The sequence below is a fragment of the Aliiroseovarius sp. B-4 genome (assembly GCF_056857795.1).
Map to the genome: position 1 here is coordinate 1 of NZ_JBSXNV010000040.1, position 21824 is coordinate 21824.

At 57.6% G+C, this 21824-nt stretch carries 19 protein-coding genes; 5 read left to right on the forward strand and 14 right to left on the reverse strand.

What is annotated here, in order from left to right; genetic code table 11:
- Positions 1 to 255: 255 nt before the first annotated feature.
- The 7 genes from AC13C8_RS13870 to AC13C8_RS13900 all read right to left on the reverse strand — a co-directional run bounded on the left by AC13C8_RS13870 (position 256) and on the right by AC13C8_RS13900 (position 5258).
- Positions 256 to 948, reverse strand: coding sequence for a VIT1/CCC1 transporter family protein (locus AC13C8_RS13870; RefSeq protein WP_091430998.1), 693 nt, complete (start codon positions 946 to 948; stop codon positions 256 to 258).
- Complete coding sequence (locus AC13C8_RS13875; RefSeq protein WP_482847889.1) at positions 935 to 2305, reverse strand: sensor histidine kinase; 1371 nt, start codon at positions 2303 to 2305, stop codon at positions 935 to 937. The genes AC13C8_RS13870 and AC13C8_RS13875 overlap by 14 nt, the downstream gene beginning before the upstream one ends.
- Positions 2306 to 2308: 3 nt before the next feature.
- Complete coding sequence (locus AC13C8_RS13880) at positions 2309 to 2980, reverse strand: winged helix-turn-helix domain-containing protein (protein ID WP_482847890.1); 672 nt, start codon at positions 2978 to 2980, stop codon at positions 2309 to 2311.
- 75 nt (positions 2981 to 3055) lie between these two features.
- The gene (locus tag AC13C8_RS13885) at positions 3056 to 3463 is read right to left on the reverse strand and encodes a hypothetical protein (RefSeq protein ID WP_482847892.1); all 408 of its coding nucleotides are present in this window, start codon (positions 3461 to 3463) and stop codon (positions 3056 to 3058) included.
- A 178-nt stretch (positions 3464 to 3641) separates the two neighbouring features.
- Positions 3642 to 3860 carry a hypothetical protein gene (locus AC13C8_RS13890; RefSeq protein ID WP_091431002.1) on the reverse strand — a complete coding sequence of 73 codons (219 nt, stop codon included), beginning with the start codon at positions 3858 to 3860 and terminating at the stop codon, positions 3642 to 3644.
- 67 nt (positions 3861 to 3927) lie between these two features.
- Positions 3928 to 4551 carry a DedA family protein gene (locus tag AC13C8_RS13895; RefSeq protein WP_482847894.1) on the reverse strand — a complete coding sequence of 208 codons (624 nt, stop codon included), beginning with the start codon at positions 4549 to 4551 and terminating at the stop codon, positions 3928 to 3930.
- Positions 4551 to 5258 carry a DUF502 domain-containing protein gene (locus AC13C8_RS13900; RefSeq protein ID WP_482847896.1) on the reverse strand — a complete coding sequence of 236 codons (708 nt, stop codon included), beginning with the start codon at positions 5256 to 5258 and terminating at the stop codon, positions 4551 to 4553. Before AC13C8_RS13900 ends, AC13C8_RS13895 begins: the two co-directional genes overlap by 1 nt.
- 270 nt (positions 5259 to 5528) lie before the next feature.
- On the opposite strand from AC13C8_RS13900, the gene AC13C8_RS13905 reads away from it, so the two are divergent.
- A complete protein-coding gene (locus tag AC13C8_RS13905) occupies positions 5529 to 5858 on the forward strand; it encodes a YidH family protein (protein WP_091431007.1) in 330 nt (109 codons plus the stop codon).
- Here the strand turns inward: AC13C8_RS13905 and AC13C8_RS13910 are convergent.
- Entirely contained in the window at positions 5808 to 6707 is a 900-nt protein-coding gene (locus AC13C8_RS13910) for a mechanosensitive ion channel family protein (RefSeq protein WP_482847898.1), read from the reverse strand. The two genes, AC13C8_RS13905 and AC13C8_RS13910, sit on opposite strands and share 51 nt — an antisense overlap.
- A 56-nt stretch (positions 6708 to 6763) precedes the next feature.
- On the opposite strand from AC13C8_RS13910, the gene corA reads away from it, so the two are divergent.
- The 4 genes from corA (at position 6764) to AC13C8_RS13930 (ending at position 12179) form a co-directional block, all read left to right on the forward strand.
- Positions 6764 to 7891, forward strand: coding sequence for a magnesium/cobalt transporter CorA (corA, locus tag AC13C8_RS13915; RefSeq protein ID WP_482847899.1), 1128 nt, complete (start codon positions 6764 to 6766; stop codon positions 7889 to 7891).
- Positions 7892 to 7985: 94 nt separating this feature from the next.
- On the forward strand, positions 7986 to 9119 hold the full coding sequence (locus AC13C8_RS13920) for a S1C family serine protease (protein WP_482847900.1): 1134 nt from the start codon (positions 7986 to 7988) through the stop codon (positions 9117 to 9119).
- Positions 9120 to 9253: 134 nt separating this feature from the next.
- A complete protein-coding gene (gene mprF / locus AC13C8_RS13925; RefSeq protein ID WP_482847902.1) occupies positions 9254 to 11854 on the forward strand; it encodes a bifunctional lysylphosphatidylglycerol flippase/synthetase MprF in 2601 nt (866 codons plus the stop codon).
- Between the two features lie 115 nt (positions 11855 to 11969).
- Entirely contained in the window at positions 11970 to 12179 is a 210-nt protein-coding gene (locus tag AC13C8_RS13930; protein ID WP_143064334.1) for a hypothetical protein, read from the forward strand.
- A gap of 422 nt (positions 12180 to 12601) precedes the next feature.
- Here the strand turns inward: AC13C8_RS13930 and AC13C8_RS13935 are convergent, their stop codons facing one another.
- The 6 genes from AC13C8_RS13935 to AC13C8_RS13960 form a co-directional block, all read right to left on the reverse strand.
- Positions 12602 to 13123: a Panacea domain-containing protein gene (locus tag AC13C8_RS13935; RefSeq protein ID WP_482847905.1), complete on the reverse strand. Its 522-nt coding sequence runs from the start codon at positions 13121 to 13123 to the stop codon at positions 12602 to 12604.
- Between the two features lie 282 nt (positions 13124 to 13405).
- Positions 13406 to 14566 carry a hypothetical protein gene (locus AC13C8_RS13940; RefSeq protein WP_482847906.1) on the reverse strand — a complete coding sequence of 387 codons (1161 nt, stop codon included), beginning with the start codon at positions 14564 to 14566 and terminating at the stop codon, positions 13406 to 13408.
- Positions 14563 to 16563, reverse strand: coding sequence for a 3'-5' exonuclease (locus AC13C8_RS13945; protein WP_482847908.1), 2001 nt, complete (start codon positions 16561 to 16563; stop codon positions 14563 to 14565). The genes AC13C8_RS13940 and AC13C8_RS13945 overlap by 4 nt, the downstream gene beginning before the upstream one ends.
- A complete protein-coding gene (locus AC13C8_RS13950; protein WP_482847910.1) occupies positions 16564 to 16920 on the reverse strand; it encodes a hypothetical protein in 357 nt (118 codons plus the stop codon).
- A 2-nt stretch (positions 16921 to 16922) separates the two neighbouring features.
- Positions 16923 to 19961, reverse strand: a complete 3039-nt coding sequence (locus AC13C8_RS13955; protein ID WP_482847912.1) for a site-specific DNA-methyltransferase — start codon at positions 19959 to 19961, stop codon at positions 16923 to 16925.
- Positions 19958 to 21811: a GmrSD restriction endonuclease domain-containing protein gene (locus tag AC13C8_RS13960; RefSeq protein WP_482847913.1), complete on the reverse strand. Its 1854-nt coding sequence runs from the start codon at positions 21809 to 21811 to the stop codon at positions 19958 to 19960. Before AC13C8_RS13960 ends, AC13C8_RS13955 begins: the two co-directional genes overlap by 4 nt.
- Positions 21812 to 21824: the final 13 nt, after the last annotated feature.

Consider the following 21824-nt stretch of genomic DNA (forward strand, 5'->3'; position numbering starts at 1 on the left):
TTCTGCAATGTACTTCTGAAATCGCGCCCGGAGCGCCGATGGCAAAGGTGCTGACATGATTCATCCTCCCAATAAGGATGAATCACATCTGAACCCTCATGGGAATCCTCAGCGACTCAAGTTCAAGCCGAAACGCTTTAGTGTTGAAGTGCCAGATTTCGTTGCCGGGTTCGACGACCTCGCAGTGATACCTTAGTCAGAACCCAAGCCTGATGGACGAGTTCACGACGTGCGACCGATAAGCGCTGTGACGTCCTAAAGTCGGGTTCCGAACAACGCGCCGATCCCATATGTCACGGCCATGGCGATCACACCCCAGAACGCCACCCGAAATGCGGCGCGTCCGATGGGTGCTCCGCCCAGTTTCGCCCCCGCCGCACCAAGCGCCAACAGCATGACCAGGGCCACGACAGAGACCGCGATGGCCAGACCAGAAAACGGCGTAACGGCTGCTACGATCAATGGGGGGATGCCACCTACAAGGAAGGCGATGGCCGACGCGGCGGCGGCCTCAAGCGGCCGGGCCGCCAGGGCGTCGCTCAAGCCGATTTCTTCTCGGGCATGGGTGCCAAGCGCATCGTGTTCGGACATCTCCAACGCGGCCTGTCTGGCTGTTGCTTCGGACATCCCGCGCGTTCTCAGGATGCCCACCAACTCCTCAAACTCGCTATCGGCGTTTCGCGTCAACTCCCTCGCTTCGCGCGCAAGATCGGCGCTTTCACTGTCGGCCTGTGAACTGACGGACACGTACTCTCCAGCGGCCATGGACAGCGCGCCTGCGACAAGACCGGCAAGGCCCGCGACCAGAACCGGCCCCGTCGCGCTTGAAGCCGCGGCCACCCCGACGATGATGCTGGCGGTCGATAACAGCCCGTCATTGGCCCCGAGGACCGCGGCACGCAGCCAGCCCGAGCGTCCACTGAAATGTTCATCTTTATGCGCGAGCATCTGCCACCTCTGCTTTTTGGAGCGTGATCACGACCTTCAGCCCCGGATCATTATCCACAAGCTGCAATTCTCCCTCATGCATATCGACGATCGCGGCGACCAGGCTCAACCCCAATCCGTTTCCCGGCGTCGTGCGGCTGCGTTCGAGCCGGTAGAGACGGCGCAGGACATTTTCACGTTCGTCTTCAGGGATGCCTGGCCCCGTGTCACTGACGGCAAGGCGAATTGTTCCGTCGTCCGAAACGATGCCAACCGAAATCGACGCGCCTTCCGGCGTGTGGCGCAGCGCGTTCTCGATCAAATTGGCAAACACTTGGCCCAGCAGGGATTTGTTCCCAGCGACGAAGACCGACCCATCCGGTATGTCACTTCTCAGATCGTGACGGGTCTCCTCTGCGATCGGTTCATACACCTCGCAAAAGGTCTGGGCCAAGGCGGCGATATCCACTTTCTCAAAATGCCTTCTGGGCGAGCCGCCCTCGATCTGAGCGATCTGCAAAAGCGATTGAAAGGTTTTTACGATTCCGTCGGTTTCGTCATTTGCCCGGTCCACGAGATCCGCGACGTTCTTGTCCAGACTGGTCTTGTCGCGCAACTGGCTCAGCAAGACGGACACCCGCTGGATCGGTGTCTTCAGATCATGGGCAATGTCGGCAGATACCTGTTTTAGGGCCGAGATCTGCTGTTCCTGTGCGGCGGCCATCTTGTCGATACGTGTGCCTATGCGGGTGAGGTCGTCCGCCCTGCCATCCATTTGCGAAACGCGCGCGGCATAGTCGCCTGTTGTCAGCCGATCCAGCGTCGCGTCGATGCGGTCGAGGCGTTTCACAGAGCGCCGGGCCAGCAGAACGCCGCCGCCCACGACAATCAAAGTGGTCGGGATCAGGCTGAACAGGAATACCGACAGGAAGGCTTCCTGGATGTCATGCAAAGGCTCGGCGCTGCGCGCAATGGTCATTTGACCGCCATGTATCGGCCCACCCAAAGCAAAATAATCACCTTCGAGGTCTTCGAACTCACCGTTGAGGGACACGGCGGCAAACCCATCACCTTGCGAGACCAGCGCCCCGTTTCCGACAAGCAGCCCGCCGGGCAACACGAAACTGAGTATGCGATCTTCGGGCGAGGCCGTTTCAGATTGAGAGCGCACGAAGGCAACGACCGCGGCGGTATTCGGCAATGCCCTGAAACTCGCCATCTCCTGTTCAAGGGTGGCGCGAAGCGATTGTTCGGTGTTGTCGCGCACGATCACATAGGTCGCCGCCAGGCTGACGAGGCTGACCAGCGCGAACAGCGCCGCCATCGCCAGCGACTGGCGCAGGGGCGTGGACGTCCATATGCGGCGCGCCTTGGTCACGGATCAGGCCTCGATCCGATAGCCGGACCCGCGCACGGTTTCGATCAATTCGGTGTCGAACGGCTTGTCAACCTTCGCCCGCAGGCGGCTGATATGGGTCTCGACCACATTGGTCTGCGGATCGAAACTGATGTCCCAGACCGCCTCCAGCAGCATGGTGCGGGTCTGCACCCTGCCCTTGCGCCGCAACAGATGTTCCAACAGCGCAAATTCTCTTGGCAACAGATCTATGACCTGTTCCGCGCGCGTCACCTTACGTCGCACAAGATCCATTTCCAGATCGCCGGCGCGCAAAACCGTTTCTTCCTGTGTCGCACGCGGACGCCGGGCAAGTGCTGCAACGCGGGCCGACAGCTCGCCGAAGGCGAAGGGTTTCACAAGGTAGTCATCACCACCGGCGTTCAGCCCCTCGATCCGGTCATCGACCCCGCCCAGCGAGGTCAGAAACAGCACAGGCGTCTGGTTCTTCGCCCCCCGCAGGGTCTTGACCAGCGCCATCCCGTCGAGACCGGGCAGCATGCGGTCCACGATCAGAACTTCGTAATCGGTGGCACTGGCCTGCAACAGCGCATCGCGGCCGTTTTCGATCAGATCGACAACATGGCCCTCTTCACGCAGCCCATCGGCGATATATGCGCCGGTCGTCCTGTCGTCCTCGATGACAAGAATCTTCATCGCTCGCTCCATCTCGTGCTGATGACCCCGGAAGGGGCCACCAGTCTTTTGCCATGGATTTCAGATCTGTGCGACTTACTTGTCGTCGTCGGCTTCGTTTTCTCCATCCTCATCGGCTTCGTTATCGTCGTCGTCACCGTCGTCACCGTCGTCACCGTCTTCATCGGCTTCGACTGTCATCGACCCGTCGGCGAGCGTATAGAGCATATCCTGCTCGGTGCCGTCGGCCATCATGACCTCGAACTCCACGATCCCGTTGCCGGTGGCTTCATCGTCAAACTCAGCGCCAACGACCTTGCCGCCAGTGTTGGTTTCGACGCCAGCAACAACGGCGGCGACCTCGGGGTTGGCAGTCAGGAACTGCTGCAACTCTTCCGCTGATTTTGCGGTAGAATCGCTTGCAGCAAAAGCCATGGAACCGGCGAAAACCGACAGGCCAACAAGGCCAGAGGTTGCGGTGAGTGCGATCTTGTTGCGTTTCATATTGTAATCTCCTTGGTTCTGGCCGGGATCATCCCGTCCGATGAGATTGATATAGAAGTGTCTGATCGCGATTGCCTGACGGTCAGATTACATGTTTGTTATTCTCCTGAACGGGTGGCGAAACGCGAAAACGGCAGGCGCTGCCTGCCGTTTTCCAATTCTTACAGTTATTATTGGTTCAGGCCGCTGCCGGTTCGACACCTTCGGCTTCCTCACGCATCTCTTCGGCGCGCTTTTCTGCCTCTTTGATCAAGCTCGGGCCTGCAAGCCGCAAGGTCAGTGCTAAGGCCGCGCCCAGCACAATGGCAAAGCCGACGGCCATGATGCCGAAGCCGAAGCCAGCAAATACTATCAGGGTGATCAGGGCGCTGCCGACAAAAGATTTGATCCGTTCCATACTAAGTCTCCTTGTTCCTTGTGAAAAGGAAGTATGTCGCCGATTGCGTGATTGCCTGACCGCCACGTTACATCGGTGTAATGTCGCCCTTTTTTCGACGCAAACGCCAGTAGAGCAGTGCAATGCCAATCAGCAGTGCGGGGATGACCACCATCGCGACAAGTGCAAGATGGTTCCAGAACCATGGCAAAACAGAGACATCGTGCCCCAAACGATAGGCCAGGATGGCCCACCCCCCGACCCAAAGCGCCGCACCGAACAGGTTGGCCCCAAGAAACGTCGCCCAGTGCATCTCGGTCGATCCAGCAACAAGCCCGTTGATTTGCCGCAAGAGCGGCACAAAGCGTGCTGCGATGACCATGAGCGGCCCGTATTTCGCGGTCACTGCTTCGGCCTCTACATATTTTTCATGTGTGATCCCGATGCGACCGCCATAGCGAAGAATGACGGCCTTGCCGTATCTGCGGCCGATCAGATAGCCGATATTGTCGCCGAGCACCGCTGCGACATAGGCCGCGATCACGACGTGCCAAATATTGAGTTTGCCTGCACCCGCAGCGGCCGAAGACGCGATCAACGCGCTTTCCCCCGGCAAGGGAAGCCCCAGTGTTTCCAAAGTGATCGAGAGGAATAGCGCGATGACCCCATATTGCTCGACAAGCGTGAGAAGATGATCCTTGATCCACAGCATCAGGTACTCGCATCCGCAATGTTACTACGCTCCGCGCGCGGCAGTCCCCCATCTCCGTCCTCGGGCATCAGCGCCCCGAGCGAGAAATAGATTTTCATCAGATCATCGGCGTCCATTCCGGGGACAGGGCTCACCGCGTCCTCGGCCACGAATACCAGACCGCCCGACATCGGCACCGGTGACGTCGGCAAATAGACCAGCTGCCGCCGCTTGCCCTCGACAACATACACCTCGCGCGTGGTCAGAAGCGCCAGTACCTCCGCCCCTTCTTCACCACCAAAGCGGCACATAACCACCGACATGCTCTTGAACTCGTCCTTGTTGTCCGCGTTCAGCATGCGCACCACCTGGCTGACGGGCTTGTAGATCGAGCGCACCAGAGGGACCCGCGAAAACAGCGCGTCGATCCACGTGTCAAGCTGGCGTTTCGCCTGTGCCTTGACCAGAACGCCGAGCGCCCAGACACCCACAAGCGCGATGGCAAGGCCAAGCCAGAAGGCGATTGTCTGGTGGCCGGGCCCGATCAGGCTCGATCCTCCGGATGTCAGAATATCTCCCAAAACACTGCCCGGACCCAGCGCGCCGCGCAGCTTTGCCACGATCCACTCGATGATGAGAAAGGTCAGGATAACCGGAAGCAAGACGAAAAGGCCCGTCAGAAACGCGCTCGCGATGCCTTTTTGCCAAACGTAGCGTAATGGGTTCATATCTTTTGCCCGTTCCTCATCCTGGCGCCTACCTAAATATCCCCCACGATTGAGCCGCCTTGCTCTCTTGATGGAACCCTAAAGGCGGATGGCGCTCGACACCACCCGCATCGAAGCCATTATGCGGGCTGTTATTTGCCGTCATTCAGGATCGGCCCATTGTATTGCCAGTGACAGACGTTGGCTCTGCGTCTCGCGGCGGCATTTCGCGCCGGTTAATTCGGTGTATGATAAAGACGAGCAGCAAGGAAATCCGACGGGAACCGAGAGATGATCGACAAATTTCAAGACCATGCCTCGAACGAGCGCACCTATTTGTCGTGGATCCGAACGGCCATCGCCATTGCCGGTTTCGGCATACTGATCGAAAAGCTCCCCTCTACACCAAGCAATACCTGGGCCGGTCTTTCACTGGTTGTTCTGAGCGCCGCGCTTGTTCTTCTCGCCTCTCTGCGGTTTCTGGTGATCCGCAAGCAGATCACGCAGGAACATCTGGATCGCACCTCATTCGGTCGCATCGAGGTTCTATTTGCCGCCATGCTGGCGCTTCTATTGCTGACCGTCTTTGTCTTTCTTCTGGGCCTTGTCAGAACCGGCTAGCGCAGGAAGCGATTTCACGATGACGTTCTGATAGGCGAAGGGGATTTCGATCCCCTCGGCGTCGAAGCGTTTCTTGATGGCTTCGGTGAGGTCGTATTTCACGTCGAACGCAATCGCGGGATCGGCACACCAGACACGCAAACTCAGGTCGACGCTGGATGTATTGAGCAGCAGAACCGGGCAGCCGACGATCTCTTCGATGTCCGAATGCGCCTCGGCCAGTTCCAGGGCGATGGCCCGCGCCCTGTCGATATCCGCGTCATAGCTGATCGAGAACGGCACAATCGCCATCACGCGCGGATGCACCGCTGTCAGGTTGACCATGACCGTGTTGGAAATCACCGAGTTGGAAATGATCACGCGCCGGTTGTCGAACGTCTGCAACACCGTGTAGCCCAGCGAAACATCCTCGACGATTCCTGTTTCCAACCCCGTCGGCGCATTGATCTGGATCCGGTCGCCCAGTCTGAACGGCCGGTAGAAGATCAGGCTTAGCCCGGCCACGAAATTGGCAAGCGTGGATTGTGCGGCGAGGCCGATGACAATGGAGGCGACCGATACGCTGGCCAGAAGCGCTGTGCTCAGGCGATCCAGCGCCGGAATCATATGCGCATAGAACATCAGGATCACGACCCAGACGAACACACTTGCCACCTTTGACAGAAATGACGCGGCCATGCGGTCGATCCGCTGGTCCCGGTCACGTTCCATGACCAACCGGATCGCCCGGCGCAGAATCCACGACAAAATCAGCCCGCCGACCCAGAACAGGACCGCAAGGATCAACGCCCCGGACCAGGTATCAGGTTGAATTTTCGCCATCCAGGACTGCAACGTCTGCCAATTCATGCGGCACCTCCACCTGCACTATTGACCAAACACAGGCTTTTGAAAACACTGGTGAAATGAAAACACCCATCCACAGGAACAAACTGTTCAGCGCGCTTCGCGACGTTCAGGACCGCAGAAATACACGGCGATCGTTTGGAATCGGGACCTCTCCGGTGGCTATCGAGCCGCCCGGGGATGCGGCCGAGACCACTGTTGCGTGGCACAGCTACGGGACGGATGGCTATAGCGTCGAGGCTTCCGAACCCGCACCGGGTGACGACCGGTTGCTGTGGATCGACATCTGCGGGCTGCGGGATCACGCGCGGATCGCGGAAGTCGCGGCTTCCTGTGGTCTGAGCGACCTTGCCATTGCCGACCTGTTCCATGTCGATCAAAGAGCCCACACCGATAGCGACGGCGATCTGGTCCTGACTGTGCTGCGGATGCCGGTCGCCGGGCCGCCGTTTGAGGCGGACCAGATCACGCTGGTCCTTGGCGCCGGCTTCGTTCTGACGATCCGTGAAGGCCCCCGCGACTGTTTGGGCAGTGTCCGCAAGCGGCTTGCGGGCGGCACCGGACGCATCCGCACCTCTAGCGGCTATCTGTTCTATGCCCTGATCGACGCCATCGTGGACACCTATTTTCCGATCCTGGAACGCTACGGCGATCTGGTCGAAGGGCTGGAACAGCGGATCCTCGCGTCGCCTGGCGACGACGCCATGCGCGATATCCATCTGCTGAAACGCGAGCTTCTGGACATACGGCACGCGCTCTGGCCGATGCGCGAGGCGCTGGCGGCGCTGCAACGGGACGACACACCGCAGATTGACGAGCCACTGCTCCCCTTCCTCAGGGATTGTTCGGATCATGCCTTTCAGTTGCTCGACATGGTCGAGGTCTATCGCGAAACGGCGCAGGGGCTTGTGGACCTGCAACTGTCGTCGCTTTCCAACCGCATGAACGAGGTGATGAAGATGCTGACCATGATCGCCACGATCTTCATCCCAATGACCTTTATCGCGGGCCTCTATGGCATGAATTTCGACCGGGCTTCGCCCTACAACCTGCCGGAACTCGGCTGGCGGTTCGGCTATCTCTATGCGATTGGCCTGATGGTTGTCTCGGCCTCCACGATGCTGTTCGTCTTCTGGCGGCTGGGCTGGATATTCGGCAAGAAACGGCGGTCACGAGCCGATGACTGAAAAGTGACGTTACAAATCTGTATAGTCGCCGCGAAGCCAATTTTATCTGCCGACCCGACATTTGCTCCGTAACGCATGATACGGAGCTTTCCTCATGACACATCCACAATCACCCAAACGGCGCACCAGGCTGACGGCAGCACTGCTTGCGGCGACCATCGCATCGACCGGTCTCGTCTCACTGGCGCCTTCCGCCGCACTTGCGGTTCCCGCAGGCGGCTATGCCGATCTGATCGAACAATTCAGCCCGGCCGTTGTTCTGGTCGAAGTCACCCAGAAGGCCACACCTGCCACCGCAGACGGCGGAATGCCCAACGACGAATTCCTCAAGGAATTCCAGCGGCGGTTCGGTGACAACATGCCGCAAATGCCTCAAATACCGAACATGCCCGACCGTCAGGGCGTGGGGTCGGGCTTCATCATTTCGTCCGATGGTCTGATCGTCACCAACAATCACGTGATTGACGGCGCAACATCCGTAACAGTCAAGTTTGCCGATGGTTCGGAACATGTTGCGACTGTCGTCGGAACCGACCCGCTGACCGACATCGCCTTGCTCGACATCGAAGGGTCCGACCTTCCAACCGTTTCGTTCGGGTCGTCCAAGACAATGCGCGTCGGAGATGAGGTCATCGCTATGGGCAATCCCTTTGGCCTGGGCGGCACGGTCACGACCGGTATCGTTTCGGCCAAGGACCGCAACATCAATGCCGGACCGTTCGACGAATTCATCCAGACCGACGCGGCCATCAACCGGGGCAACTCTGGCGGGCCGCTCTTCAACGACCGCGGCGAGGTGATCGGTGTCAACACCGCGATCTTCTCGCCCAATGGTGCCAGCGCCGGGGTCGGTTTCGCCGTCCCCTCCGACCTGGTCTCGAAGATCGTCGCAGACCTGCAGGATGACGGCCAGATCGACCGCGGCTGGCTGGGCGTCCAGATCAAGCCGGTGAGCGAGGAAGTTGCCTCGGCTCTCGGTCTTCAGGCAGGACAGGGCACCATGATCGAAAAGGTCATGGACGGCACTCCGGCGCAAAAGGCGGGTTTGCAATCCGGCGACATCATCCTCAGCTTCGATGGTGCACAGATCGACGAAGCCCGCGATCTGACTCGCGCGGTTGCCGGCACTGCACCCGACACGCTTTCGAAGGTCCAGGTTCTGCGGAAAGGCGAACGCCTGACGCTGGATGTCACCCTGGCGAATCGCGCGACCGCGCAGGACGCCTGACAGAAGCTTCGCTGCGCCTCCAGTGTCCTCGGGGCGCAGCGGAGGTCGCCCCTCACGGCAGACCACCCGCCCTGGTGCCATTTGCGCCGGGGCGGGTTACACACTGATAACAAGACGCGATTCGAGGGGCCAACGTGACGATTTCCGATACTTCACCACCTGCCGGCATTTGGGCGCGGATCAAGCCGGTCGCCCCCTATCTTCTGACGGCCGGATTATTCGCGCTTGGGGCTTTTGCGCTGTATCAGTTGCTGAAACCGGTGAATTTCCGGGACGTCATGGATCAGGTCCGCGGCACGCCCTGGCACATCATCGCCCTGTCGTTGCTGGCAATGTTCGCAGGCTACGCCGCGCTGATCGGATATGACTGGTCCGCCCTGCGATATCTCGGCAAGAAGCTTCCGTTCCCGGTCATCATGACAGGCGGGTTTCTGGGCTATGCACTTGGCAACACCATCGGCGCGGGTCCGGTCACTGGCGGCGCTGTGCGCTATCGCATCTATTCGTCCCTGGGACTGACCGCTTACGACATCGCAGCGATTGCGGTCTTCGGGTCGCTTGCCTTCGGGCTTGGAGCTACGGTTGTCGGATTTGGCGCGCTCGCCTATCACCCTTTCGCCCTGCAATCGCTGACCTCCATCAGCCCACAAATCCTGCGATGGATCGGAATTGTCGCGCTGGTCCTCTCTCTGGGTTTCCTCGCGGCCCTCGCCCTGCGGAAATCCGAAATCACCCTGCGCGGCCACAGTTTCCGGACACCCTCGCTCGGCTTGCTCAGCGGGCAGTTGCTGTTCACCGCCATCGACATCCTGATGGCGGCGACCGTTCTCTATCTTTTGCTGCCGCCCAACGACATGGGATTCGCCACCTTCCTGGCGGTCTTTGCCGCTGCGATCTTTGCGGGCGTCGCCAGCCATGTGCCCGGCGGGGTCGGCGTGTTCGAGACGATCATCATCGCCGCTTTGCCCGCCTCGGTCCCAGTCGATCAGGCCGCTGCCGGCTTGCTGCTCTACCGGCTGATCTACTATCTTGTGCCTTTCGCGCTCGCTCTTGTGCTTCTGGCGCTCAGCGAATTGCGGATGGCCAGCACCAAGGTCCAGTCGCCCCGGATGCAGGCCCTCGCTCCGGTCTTCGGCGCGGTCAGCTCCGTCGTGCCGCTGGCCATGTCGGCAATGATCTTCGCCTCCGGGGTCTTTATGCTGCTTTCGGCGGTCATTCCCGCTTCCAGCGACATTGCCGAGGAAATGGAACTGCTCCTTCCCCTGGGCTTCGTGGAAGGTGGCGCACTGCTTTCCAGCGCCATCGGTGCGGCCCTGTTGATCATTGCCCACGGCATGTTGCGGCGCGTCGAAGGTGCATGGTGGCTTGCCGTCGGGGCGCTCGCCGCCGGGGTTGTGGCATCGCTGTTGCAGGGACTGGATTATGAGCGAGCCATCGTTCTGTTGCTGATGGTTCTCGTCCTGCTGCCATGTCGACGCGAATTCTACCGCAGCGCGCGGTTGACGCGAAACCCCCTGTCACTTCGATGGGTCCTGCTGTTGGCGTCGATCGTCATCGCGGGCATTGGCGTCTATTTCTTTGCCCACAAGGCCACGCCCTACAGCAATGAATTGTGGTGGCAATTCGCCGCCGACCAATCCGCGCCGCGGGCCACACGCGCCGGTCTGGTCGGGGCTCTGCTCATCGGCTTGTTCGCGCTGGTGACGGCCCTGCGCCCGCCACGGGTTGTGGCCGAACTGGCGACGTCCGAGGAATTGGCGCAGGCCCGTGCAATCATTGCGACACAGACCAATCCGGATGCGAACTTTGCGCTGACCGGGGACAAGTCATTGCTGTTTTCCGACAGTGGCCGGTCTTTTCTGATGTATCGGGTTCAAGGGCGGTCCTGGATCGCGCTTGGCGATCCTGTGGGTGATCCGGACGAGGCGGCCCAGCTCGCATGGGAGTTCGTCGATGCCGCCAATGCCGCCAATGCCCGGCCCGTGTTCTACGAAGTCGCGGCAGATAACCTGGCGCTTTGGGCCGAGATGGGCCTGGCCATGCACAAGATGGGCGAAGAGGCCGTGGTTCCGTTGCCTGATTTCTCGCTCGAAGGCAGTCATCGCAAGAAGCTGCGCACGGCCTACAATCGCGCTGGCCGCGACGGGCTCAGCTTTGAGATGCTGAACGCCCCGGTCGACGACCCGACAATGGATGTGCTGCGCAAGATCTCGGATCAATGGCTTGCAGACAAACACGCCTCGGAAAAACAGTTCTCCGTCGGTCGTTTCGATCCCGACTATTTGCGTCGGTTTCCCATCGCTATCGTGCGCCATGACACGCGCATCGTCGCCTTTGCCAATGTCCTGACGACCGAGGCGAGGAAGACCGCGACCATAGACCTGATGCGGCACGTCGACGATGCGCCGGCTGGCCTGATGGACTATCTTTTCACGGAATTGATGCTGCATCTAAAGACGGAGGGGTTCGCTGATTTCAGCCTTGGAATGGCACCGCTTGCCGGGCTCGAGACCCGGCGCGGCAGTCGCTGGACGATGAAACTTGGCGCCCTTGTCTATCGTCACGGTGGGCATTTCTACAATTTCGACGGGTTGCGGAACTTCAAGGACAAGTTCGATCCCGTATGGGAACCGCGTTTTCTGGTCGCCCCGCCGCGGGCAAATATCCTGCTGATCGCGACAGACGCGGCGGCGCTGATTGCTGGCGGCATGCGCAAGGCTGTGGCGACGGGCTGAGAAGGTTCGCCCAAGCCGAGCCATATCATTCAAGAAGCCCGATGTTCAGCGCTTATGCTGGTCCTGTGCTGCCCTGCCAGCCGTCTCCGAGCGCCTGCACCATATTCTGCACCATGTGCCGGAAAGCCGATGGGACGTGCCGCGCGTGCTTGCTGTGGGCATCGCTTCCCCGGCCACCACGATCAACGCAGCCCTTGCCGCCGAAGGCTTGGCCGTATCCTTACCAGAAACCGCCTTGACCGCCGTGCCGCTCTACACCGTCACCGCGTCGGATCGTGCCCGCACCCTTGAAGTTTGCCGCAGCACCTACGCCCTCGCCGCCTGACAACCAATCCCTAGTGCCAACGGCAACTAGCCCCGGTTCGCGTGCACCGACGCAGCCGGGGTTCTTTTTACTCCGAGCTATCGTTGTTCCCGTTCCCATTTCCGTTCCGGCTAGGGAAGATGTAGCGAAGGACTATGTAGTATAGACCGATCACTTGGATTGTCGCGCCTGAGATAAGAGCAATAAGGACTTCGTCGGAACGAGACGACCAAACAAGCAGCGCCGCCACAATTAAAAGCCAGACACATAGCAGACCATAGGTTGCCCACGAAAACTGCTTTCGCAGCTTAATGTCCTGCTTGTAGTCGGTTAGCTTCGCGGCGTTGAAACTTGACGTGTAGTCATCGGGTTCGGACGACGCACCTTCGGCGTCGTCCAAGACCACAAGGTCGGTTGTTGCGGGCTTCGGAGTTGCGTCAGCGTCAGTGCTGCCGGCTTCCTTCGACTTTTGCACTGTATACCTGCTCAATCAACTCATTCGGAATGGTTGGCTTTCCAGACAAGTCACGCTTTTCTGCAACTAGCGTCCACGGTTCACCGGGGGCGTGCGTCGCGTTTGAAAGCTGAATGCCGGAATGCTTCTTGTAAGAATTCCAGACCGATTCAAGATACGGTTCAAGGTCGCCAGCGTATACCGGCGTTTCAATCTCGAATTTGCCGCCGTGCGTCGCAAAACGTGTCCCAAGCTTCTTGATGGGACCACGCCCGGCGTCCTTGAACTCTATGTAGAGATCGCGGACCACGGGGCCGTGCGGCCATGCTTCAATGTCTTCATCAAAGAGGGGGCCGCACTTGTTGCCGAGATACCAAGCGTGCGCGTAGTATACCAGTTTGTAGAGTTTGAGTTGATCGACCGCAGGAACGTTAGGTTCGTTCTTCGCACGGTTCAGAAACCAGTTAGCAACCGCCATCGCAGAGGTCGGCGCACAAACAGTAGCATTCATCGCATCCTCCTTTGCTAGCTGCTTTGCGTTCGTGGTTCAGTTCAAACGCCTTATCCACATTTTATGAACATATGGTAGCGAACCGCCCATTTCGTCAAGGGGAAAGCCCTTCAAATCCTGTGGGTAGTTCATGGTTAGAACTAGTTAAGCTCCAAATTATCCAATGAAATCAATGAATAATGGCGGAGACGAAGGGAGTATTGTTTTATTTATAAATTATTGATTTTAATAATGAATAAATTACGCTTAATACATCATACCACACTTAATACCCCACCTCAGTCAAAGCTTAAAGTCTCTAACATCCCGTAACTCATCACCTCTAACCGCACCCAAAAGAGTTCCGTCCCCTAAAATACTAGCGTGGATAGACGAAGGACTCTCGACATCCAAGGTCGGCATCGCCTGGTATTCTAGAAGCTGTGAAGCGTCCCCTCTGATTGCAGAGCAGATTGCTTCCAATGCTCCGACCTCTATTCCCGCTGTGAAGTTAATGCGCCGGGGGTGCGCGCGGCGTCCCAATGTCGCCAAAGCAAATTCTCGGCCATTGACCTCACAAATCCTGAGCCGCTCGCTCTTCGGTTCAGATTTTGCGTCAAGACCAATTGACGAAGGCAGAAGTCGCCGTGCGGCATCGTCCAATCCCATAAGGCGAAGCCAAGCGGCATAGTTGTTACGCCTTACCCAGTCGGGCGGTAGCTCGAACTGAAAATCACCCTTTTCCTCAGGCGGGTCTACGTAAATCAAAGCGGATGGGGTCGAATTCCCTACTTCTCGAAGACACGAATAAACAGCGTAACCTTTCTGTGGACTTGGAGTTAGAACCTGCATCCATGGGTCAACTTGCTTTTGAAGTGCATTCTTCAATTTGGATTTAACACGAGAAGGATCGTTGATAGGTAGTTTCACAGAGGCCTTTGATTCAAGTATCATTCTGGCTTGATCTTGGCTCTCAAACATGAAGTCCGCGACGCGCTTCAGGCCTACCCGACCTGAATTATGGCGCACTGCAGGATCGGACTCTAGATGGCCAACGAAGTGATACCCTTGCGCTTCTGCGAAAAGAAGGGAGAGGCCTTGCCCAAGACGGCCTGTAAGGCTGCTTTGCGCAATGTCACCAAGGCTGTTGGATGCGCCTTGGTGCATCCTGAGGTTTGATTTGGACCCAAAATCGATAATCCTATTTACTTGCAGAAGAAATCCAATGCTTGGGAATACTAGCTGGCTGTGGTCTAGAAAATCAGCCTTCATCACGGCATGAGCCAAACGAAACCCAGTTAAACTTAACTCACCATCATATGTAGCTATACTTTGCCAGGTGGTCCCCTTTGGTAGCTTCTTTGCCGACAAAACATCGCTTCTTTGCCATTCGTAGAGTTCGATCGAACTGCGCCGGAATGGAGCAAGCATTGATCCGATGTTCTTCCACGCAGAGGCAGTCATTGATTTAACAGGTCCGAGACAAACTCAGAAACAGGTTCGGCTCCCGAAATCCAAAGAAAGTCTCTTGCACGAGTTGCAGCTACATAGAGCAGGTGCCGCTCTGTAGACATCACTTCATCCAACTGGCTCTCGTCTTTCGCAGAAAGCAGCCTTTCTTCGTCAGGCAATACAGATTGATCTAACGAAACCACTGCCACTGCTTGAAACTCAGAGCCTTTGGCGGCGTGCATGCTCAGCCAGTTCAGTTTTGGAAAATCTGTCAGCCAGGAACCTGACAACTCTTCAAGCAAAGCCTCAGTTCGGACAAGCACCGCTATCTCGTCTTCGGCCAAACCGCTCGCGACCAATTCTGCGATCCAGCTGGATACCCCTTGCATCTCGTCGGACCGGTCTTTGAATGACCGAACCGTAGGCCACGGGCCTTCAAAGACAGAGGTCACTCCCAGCCTGCTTTCCTCTGCACCATCCGCCTCGACGAGCGTTTCAGGAAGCAGCGTTTCACTACCCATGCGGATTTGATGGGAAGTACGATAGTTCACTTTCAAGCTGCGTGATCTTCCTCTGACCTCGACTTGCGTCGCACTCCATGGGAATGGGGCTCGAAAGATACGCTGCCCGATATCACCTGCGAAGAACAAACCATTTTGTGCGTCGCCAAGCTTTTCACCGAGCAACAGAAGCTCCGGCACCGAGATGTCCTGTGCCTCATCGACGAGGACATTGGTGTACGGCCACGCCCCGTCATGCCTCAGCTCATGCGCCAACTGCGCAGAGGTCTTTTTGTTAAGCGCTTCCAGTCCTGAACGGACAGCTTGAAAGACCTTCCATAGTTCATCCTTTCTCGATGCCGCCATGCGCACCTTGCGACCAAGCCTCGGCAGATCGCGATATTCATCAGCTGACTGCACGTTCCAAGCGTCAACAATCAAAGACCATTCATCGAAGAGGAAATCTCGGTCGACCGGATTGCCCTGTTCGTCAGCCGCTGCTTGCAACAACTGCCTCAATTCGTGATCTGTCGCGATTTCGAAACCGCCAAATTGTGCCCGATACTGCTCGGCTATCGCCGTTTGAAGGGCACCGACTTCGATCCGCTCCACAATCGTCGGATTTGCGATCAATGGCACCTTCTGAGCGAGCCGACGTGCGAGGTTTTCATTGAAGGTTGCCAACAAAACGTGCGCGTTGTCAGATTTCGCCAATCGAGCAGCGCGGTGCAACGCAACTACAGTTTTGCCAGTCCCAGCGGAGCCAATTACACGGGCTGGGCCGTTGAAATCTCGACTTACAAACTCGCGCTGTGCCGGATGCAAGAAGACCGACCATTTCTCCCATGGCGAGTCGAGCGCGGCCTTGAGCTCTTCCAAATTGTCCATAACCCGGAACCGACGCTCTGCATCGGGATGGCTCCAAGGGTCTGCACTGGCAGGAATGGGTTCGGCCGGCGTGGGGCGAACACCGGTGGCAGCTTGAACAATCGCCTCCGCAGCCTCTGCTGGCAAATATCCTGCAATGTCTAGGATCGTGTCCTCGGTGACAGCACGGACCGTTTCGAGCCAATCGGTAGGGATGCCCCAGGACAACAACGTATCATCGGTCTCATCCGCAAAGAGCCGCGGCATAGGAATGTCTTCTTGGACATAGTTCTGGATTACAATGTCTTCGACCGTTTCACGAGCCTCAACAATCTGGATTGCGCCGGTCTTAGGGTGGCTCTCGATCCGCCGGGTTTCCGCCCAGCGGTAGGCATCATCATGGTGCCCAACCCATGCCAGCAACGTATCTTGGTCGCGCTTGTGAATCACCATCCGGATGTCGCGGTTCACACGAGCAGTCCAAAAATTTGGATCGCGGGCTCGGTCGACTCGATGCATGGAAAGCCCCGGCAAGCTAGGGTCCATCTGGAAATCAAAGACCGTCGTCTTGACGGCCTTCTGTTCTTGGGCGGTCAACTTGCCCAAGGCATCGTAGAATGTATCGGCGATCCGGTGCGTCATTTACGTGTCTTTGCGTCGCTCACGGATCTTGTTGATCCGGCTTATGATGCCACCCGGCTGTCTTCCCATTCTTTCCGAAATTTCTGCGATGGAAAGACCTGATAGGAGGAGATGCATCAAATGCTCCTCCTCCCGTTCAGACCAAGGCTTATAGGCGTTCTGATGGGTCTTCCTAACGTCAGAAATGACGTAGCTCTTCTCTTCATGAGAGGCATCGAGCAACAGTAGTTCGATAGCAACGTCGCGCAGCACTTCATCCTTGTCCCTCCCATCGTCCGTTTCGATCTCCGCGCATGAAGCACCGCCAGCAATCAAACGCGCCAAGGAAAGGCAATCGTCACTCAGCAATCGCGCCATTGTTAAACCCCCAAAACCTTCATCACCTCATCCCCCAGATGGTTGATCACCTTCACCGCGATCCGCCCAGACTTAGGTCGCGCGAAGGGGCGGGAGACTGTACGCTTCAGGCTATCCCAAGCCTCTTGATCGACCTCCCCTTTCAACGTCGTCTTCAGCTGTTTGTAGGGGATGTCTGCGCCAGGGAAGTACGCATGACGCACGAAGAAGCTTTCTTCGTTGTAGTCCGTGTCGATGAACCAGCAGGCGATGTCGTCGGGTTCGGATGAGATCACCTGACCAGTCGCAGGCCTAAAGATATCGACCCCGAGCAATTCGACCCGGAAGTCTCCGTCTTCTTCGACCAGATTGATGTCCGGCTCACCGAACACAACGAACAGGTTGCCACCACCTGCCTTCAAATCGCCTGCCATATGCAAATCGGGGTTCATGCGCGCTTGCAGGATCGGGACGCGGCCCAGTTTGCGGAACTCGGCGGTGTGGGCGTCGAAGTTGAAGGCGCAGGCGATCACGATGTCCAGACCCGCATCCGCAGCCTCCCGCGCGGCGGCGACCAGATCGGCGCGTTGGACGGTGCCGTATTCAGGGCCGATGAAGACACCTGCGCGGCGTTCGGTCTCGCCTTCCATGTATTTACCCTCGGCGGCGATCCATTCACCCGGCCACGGGACGAGAGAGCTGAACTTGATCGCGTCTTCCTTGCCGGATTGCTGCACGCCTGCTTTGCGCAGGTTTTCCAGCATCGCTTCGCGGTAGTTGTCGGCCTCTTGTGCGCCGCGTGTCCACTGTCCCGTCGCAGCGTCCACCTCTTCTATCAACTCGCCATGTTCGTTGACGGCCTGGGTGCGGTGCGGGGACAGGGACTCAACTGTGAAGGGGCCAGCCACGCGGACGCGTTTCTTGTCCTCATAGGGTTTGTCGTAGAGGTATTCGAAATCGGCCTTGGCAGCGATGGAGGCATCGATTTCGGTTTGCCTGGCGATGCGGGCTTTCCAGAATTCCTCTAGCGCTGCGACGGCGGCATCGGGCCACGGAGTCACGGGACGGTCGGGGAGCGTGTCGAAATCCCATGAGGTGCCGCGCATCTCGTTCAGTTCGGCCAATCCCTGTTCGGCCTTGCGGCGTTTGGCGGGGGTCAGGTCGTCGGACATGGTGCGCGCGGCGTCATAGGCTTTGCGCTGATCGAGCGGCCATGGCGTGCCGGGTTCGCGGGGGATTTCCCATTCCATGAAACCGTTCGCTGGGGCCATCTCGCCGGAGGGCATTTCGACCTCGCCGGAAGCGGTGAAATCGATCTCTTGCCCGTTGCGGCCGCCAGTTTCTACGGGGAACGGGTCGGGCTGGCCTGCGAGGGCGGTGTTGAGCGCTTCGCGCGCGGCCTCGACCGCTGGTTGGCGCTGTTCCCAGATTTCGTCAATCTCAAGGTTGTTGGCAATGGATTTCAGAGTGATGTGCGGGACGCGTTCGTAGACAAAGCCGTGGCGGATATCGTTATATGTGTCTGCCGTGGCGGGGGCGGAGCGTGTGACCTCTGCCTCTTTCTTCTGGCCGTCCTTGCTGTCTTTCAGCAGATACCACGGATACTTCGCCCCCATAATACGTGCGCGCGCCAGAGCGAGCGCGACGCGAGAGGTGTCGATGGTGATCCAGCGGCGGCCACGATGCTCGGCAACGTAAGCTGTTGTACCCGACCCACATGTTGGATCTAGTACAAGGTCCCCGGGATCAGTGGTCATTAACAGACAACGCTCAATAACCTTTTGCGATGTTTGAACAACGTAAAGTTTGTCTTCGTTGAAACCTGCGAAGGAGGTGTCTGACCAAAAATTGTTTCTTCGGCGAATGCTACTGTCGTCAAAATATTTGACGAACACCAAGGTATTCCCGATGACATCAAGCCTGTTCGCTTTAGCAAGCTGTGCCATGCCTTCTGGCGTCGTCCCATACCAACGCTTGTTTGGTCCGAACAAGCGGCCTTCCATTGGTTGATCAAACTTTCGACCTGGGCCTGGCTTTGTCAGATTTTCAGGTCGAAAAAACCTTCCACCCTGAGCAAGGACTGTTGGTCTATCATCGTGTTTCTTCAAGAAAGAATGCCGGGAACCATCCGGATAGACGTACTTTCGATAACTTGATGCCTCTTCTTCAATGTCTCTTTCATCGAATAATTCTCGATAGCGAACATGTTTGGCATCCTTGGAAAACCAAAGAATATAGTCAAAATTTGAAGCCAGACGGTCACTGGTAGCAAGACCCGACGTCTTGCTAAATCCAATCTGACCAAGACAATTCTCCTCCCCAAACACCTCGTCCATCAACGCCCGCACACGGTGGACGTTCTCATCCCCGATCTGAACAAAGCAGGACCCGCTCTCGGTCAACAGTTCCCGCGCCACCACCAGACGGTCGCGCAGGTATTGTAGGTAGGAATGGATGCCGTCGCGCCAGGTGTCGCGAAAGGCCTTCACCTGCTCCGGCTCGCGCGTCAGGTGATCGAGCTTGCCGTCCTTCACATCGCGACTGGTCGTGGACCACTGGAAGTTGGAGTTGAATTTGATCCCATAGGGCGGGTCGATATAGATCGCCTGCACCTGCCCCTTCAGCCCCTCGCGTTCGGCCAGGGACGCCATCACCTGCAGCCCGTCGCCCAGGATCATCCGATTCGACCATTTCTGGTGGTGCTTGTAGAACTCCACCTCTGCCTCGCGGTCGTCATCGGTTACGCCGAAATGGTCAAACAGGTCCGCGCCGCCGCCCTCGCCGTTGCGCTTGCCGCCCGCGCGCAGGTCTTCGATGATCGCCTTGGGATGCACCTGTTCCTGCAGATAGATCGGCGGCGCGTCCGCCGTCACAGCCTCCTGATCGATATCCTTGCCGCGCCAGATAAGCTGCGGGTCAAGGTCCGGGTTGCGCTGCTGGTAGGCGACCTTGATCGGCTTGGCATCATCCGGGTCCATCATGGGCGCCAGTTCCGGCGTCGGAATGTTCACGCGCTGATCTTCATGAGTGATGGGAGTGATGGGTGTTTTCTTGTCGGTCATGCTGCCGCCTCATCTTCTTCGCTCGGGTCGTAGGGGGCCTGCACGTCCGGCTCGGCTGGGGAATTGCGGATCACGTCGCGGCGCATAGCTGTGCCGATCAGATCGGCAAGCGCATTTTGACGAGAGATCCAGAAGGCTTCGAAATCGTCAGCCCTTAGTGGGGCGGGATCGATCAAATGTGTACGCAAGATGCCGTCCAACTGCTCGGACGTCAGGCCATCCTTGTCCTCGATCCGCTTTAGGTAGACGGACGGCGCATCGCCCCCGATCCGGATGTTGCTGATCTTGGACAGCGGAGACTTATTGATGATGGAATCGTAGCGCGATGCGGGGATGCCGTTCTTGTTGCACCAGTCGCGCGGGAAGATGTGGTGGATGTCCACTTGGCTGTCGAAATAGGTCATGATCTCGAACGGCTCGCCCGAGATGAAATCTTGCGCCCCGCTGAGCATTAGACGCGCGTTGACGCCTTTGTAGGCTGCAGCTAGGCGGGTGCGGAGCGTGTCGAGGCGGTCGATCTGAAAGACCGCATCGCCGATGGTCGCTGGTTGCGGGCCCTCATCTCGGATCCATGCCAAGAGTTCGGGAATGTCACGCGCGATACGGGTTTCAACTGATCCCGCATAGAGCTCGCCAAACACGCAACTCCAGTACCAGTGATCGAGCTTGTCATGCGCCGCCGCTGTCCGTTCCTTTGCAGGCAGTCTCGCAAAAACTGCGGCAAGGGTGATCAATTGCGAAGGGTAAGGCACGTCCTTCACCCAGATAATGCGCTGAGACGTGAAGAACTTCTTCGCTTGAGCAAAGCCCTCCTCGACGGAATCTGCCAGCCGCTTGTATTCCTCAATCGGCAAATTGAGCATGGCATCGCGGCGAACTGTAACGGGAGGGAGGTCTTTTCCGGTGCGACCTGCTTTAACAGCTTCGTTGCGTCGATCCATCGTAGAGAGAGCAGTGCAGGCTTGAAGGAAGTCTGTGCTGGCCAATTTCGCATAGATATCCCGTGTCTTGTCGAGCCCACGCAGCCGATCAAGCCGCTCTGGTTGCCCTTCCACCCCAAGCCAGTCTTCACGCAGATTGAACTCACTGGCTGCAAAGACAGCTGTTAGAAGCTCAAAGGCGTCAAGCTTCTTACCGCCGGTGTTCACCTTCTCAAAGACTGTGCAGATCGCCTCACGACTGTTCCCTTTGGACAATCGAATGATCGGCATCTGGTAGTCTTTAATCGGCTTTAATACACGTGAGATAAGCGCCAGTTCGCAATCATGTATTTCCTCGCTTTTGTCATTCCAGAATGTCTTGTAGCCATATAGCCAGGTATGCTCATCGAACACGCGGTTTAGTGGAAAAACGTGGTTCTCGAATTGCTTTTCTTCGGACGAATAGTCACGTTCTACGATGCGGCCAAAATTGCTGGTCTCGCGCCCGTCACCCTTCGTCATGATAAGCCAATCTGCTGGATCACTATCCTGCTGTGCGGCGGCAATAAGATCCACAAAGTACAGCCTATCAGCCATATTTCCTTTTGCCGTTCGTGTCTTAACAGGCTCCCTACGGAAGAGCGACTGGTAAAGGCTGGTCAATCTTTGCTGGCCATCCAACAGAAACTCTGACGGCGGGCTCCCATTGCTCTTTGCATTTGCCAACGGACGGGCCTTGAAATTCACTTCACCGCCGACTTCTAGCGTTAGGATGGCACCCACAGGAAAGCCGCGAACGATGCTCACCAAAAGCGCATGTATGCCGTCCTCGTCCCAGACCCAGTCTCGCTGAAAATCTGGAAGCTGAAGTTTTTGGTCATCCACCTGCTCAAGAAGTCGGTTGAGGTTGTCTTTTGTACTGTCAAACATTTCTGGCAAAATT

Coding starts and splice junctions, on each gene's coding strand:
- AC13C8_RS13870 (WP_091430998.1), bottom strand. CDS start 948: ATGCTCGCGCATAAAGATGAACATTTCAGTGGACGCTCGGGCTGGCTG.
- AC13C8_RS13880 (WP_482847890.1), bottom strand. CDS start 2,980: ATGAAGATTCTTGTCATCGAGGACGACAGGACGACCGGCGCATATATC.
- AC13C8_RS13885 (WP_482847892.1), bottom strand. CDS start 3,463: ATGAAACGCAACAAGATCGCACTCACCGCAACCTCTGGCCTTGTTGGC.
- AC13C8_RS13890 (WP_091431002.1), bottom strand. CDS start 3,860: ATGGAACGGATCAAATCTTTTGTCGGCAGCGCCCTGATCACCCTGATA.
- AC13C8_RS13895 (WP_482847894.1), bottom strand. CDS start 4,551: ATGCTGTGGATCAAGGATCATCTTCTCACGCTTGTCGAGCAATATGGG.
- AC13C8_RS13900 (WP_482847896.1), bottom strand. CDS start 5,258: ATGAACCCATTACGCTACGTTTGGCAAAAAGGCATCGCGAGCGCGTTT.
- AC13C8_RS13905 (WP_091431007.1), top strand. CDS start 5,529: ATGATCGACAAATTTCAAGACCATGCCTCGAACGAGCGCACCTATTTG.
- AC13C8_RS13910 (WP_482847898.1), bottom strand. CDS start 6,707: ATGAATTGGCAGACGTTGCAGTCCTGGATGGCGAAAATTCAACCTGAT.
- corA (WP_482847899.1), top strand. CDS start 6,764: ATGAAAACACCCATCCACAGGAACAAACTGTTCAGCGCGCTTCGCGAC.
- AC13C8_RS13920 (WP_482847900.1), top strand. CDS start 7,986: ATGACACATCCACAATCACCCAAACGGCGCACCAGGCTGACGGCAGCA.
- AC13C8_RS13935 (WP_482847905.1), bottom strand. CDS start 13,123: ATGAATGCTACTGTTTGTGCGCCGACCTCTGCGATGGCGGTTGCTAAC.
- AC13C8_RS13940 (WP_482847906.1), bottom strand. CDS start 14,566: ATGACTGCCTCTGCGTGGAAGAACATCGGATCAATGCTTGCTCCATTC.
- AC13C8_RS13945 (WP_482847908.1), bottom strand. CDS start 16,563: ATGACGCACCGGATCGCCGATACATTCTACGATGCCTTGGGCAAGTTG.
- AC13C8_RS13950 (WP_482847910.1), bottom strand. CDS start 16,920: ATGGCGCGATTGCTGAGTGACGATTGCCTTTCCTTGGCGCGTTTGATT.
- AC13C8_RS13955 (WP_482847912.1), bottom strand. CDS start 19,961: ATGACCGACAAGAAAACACCCATCACTCCCATCACTCATGAAGATCAG.
- AC13C8_RS13960 (WP_482847913.1), bottom strand. CDS start 21,811: ATGTTTGACAGTACAAAAGACAACCTCAACCGACTTCTTGAGCAGGTG.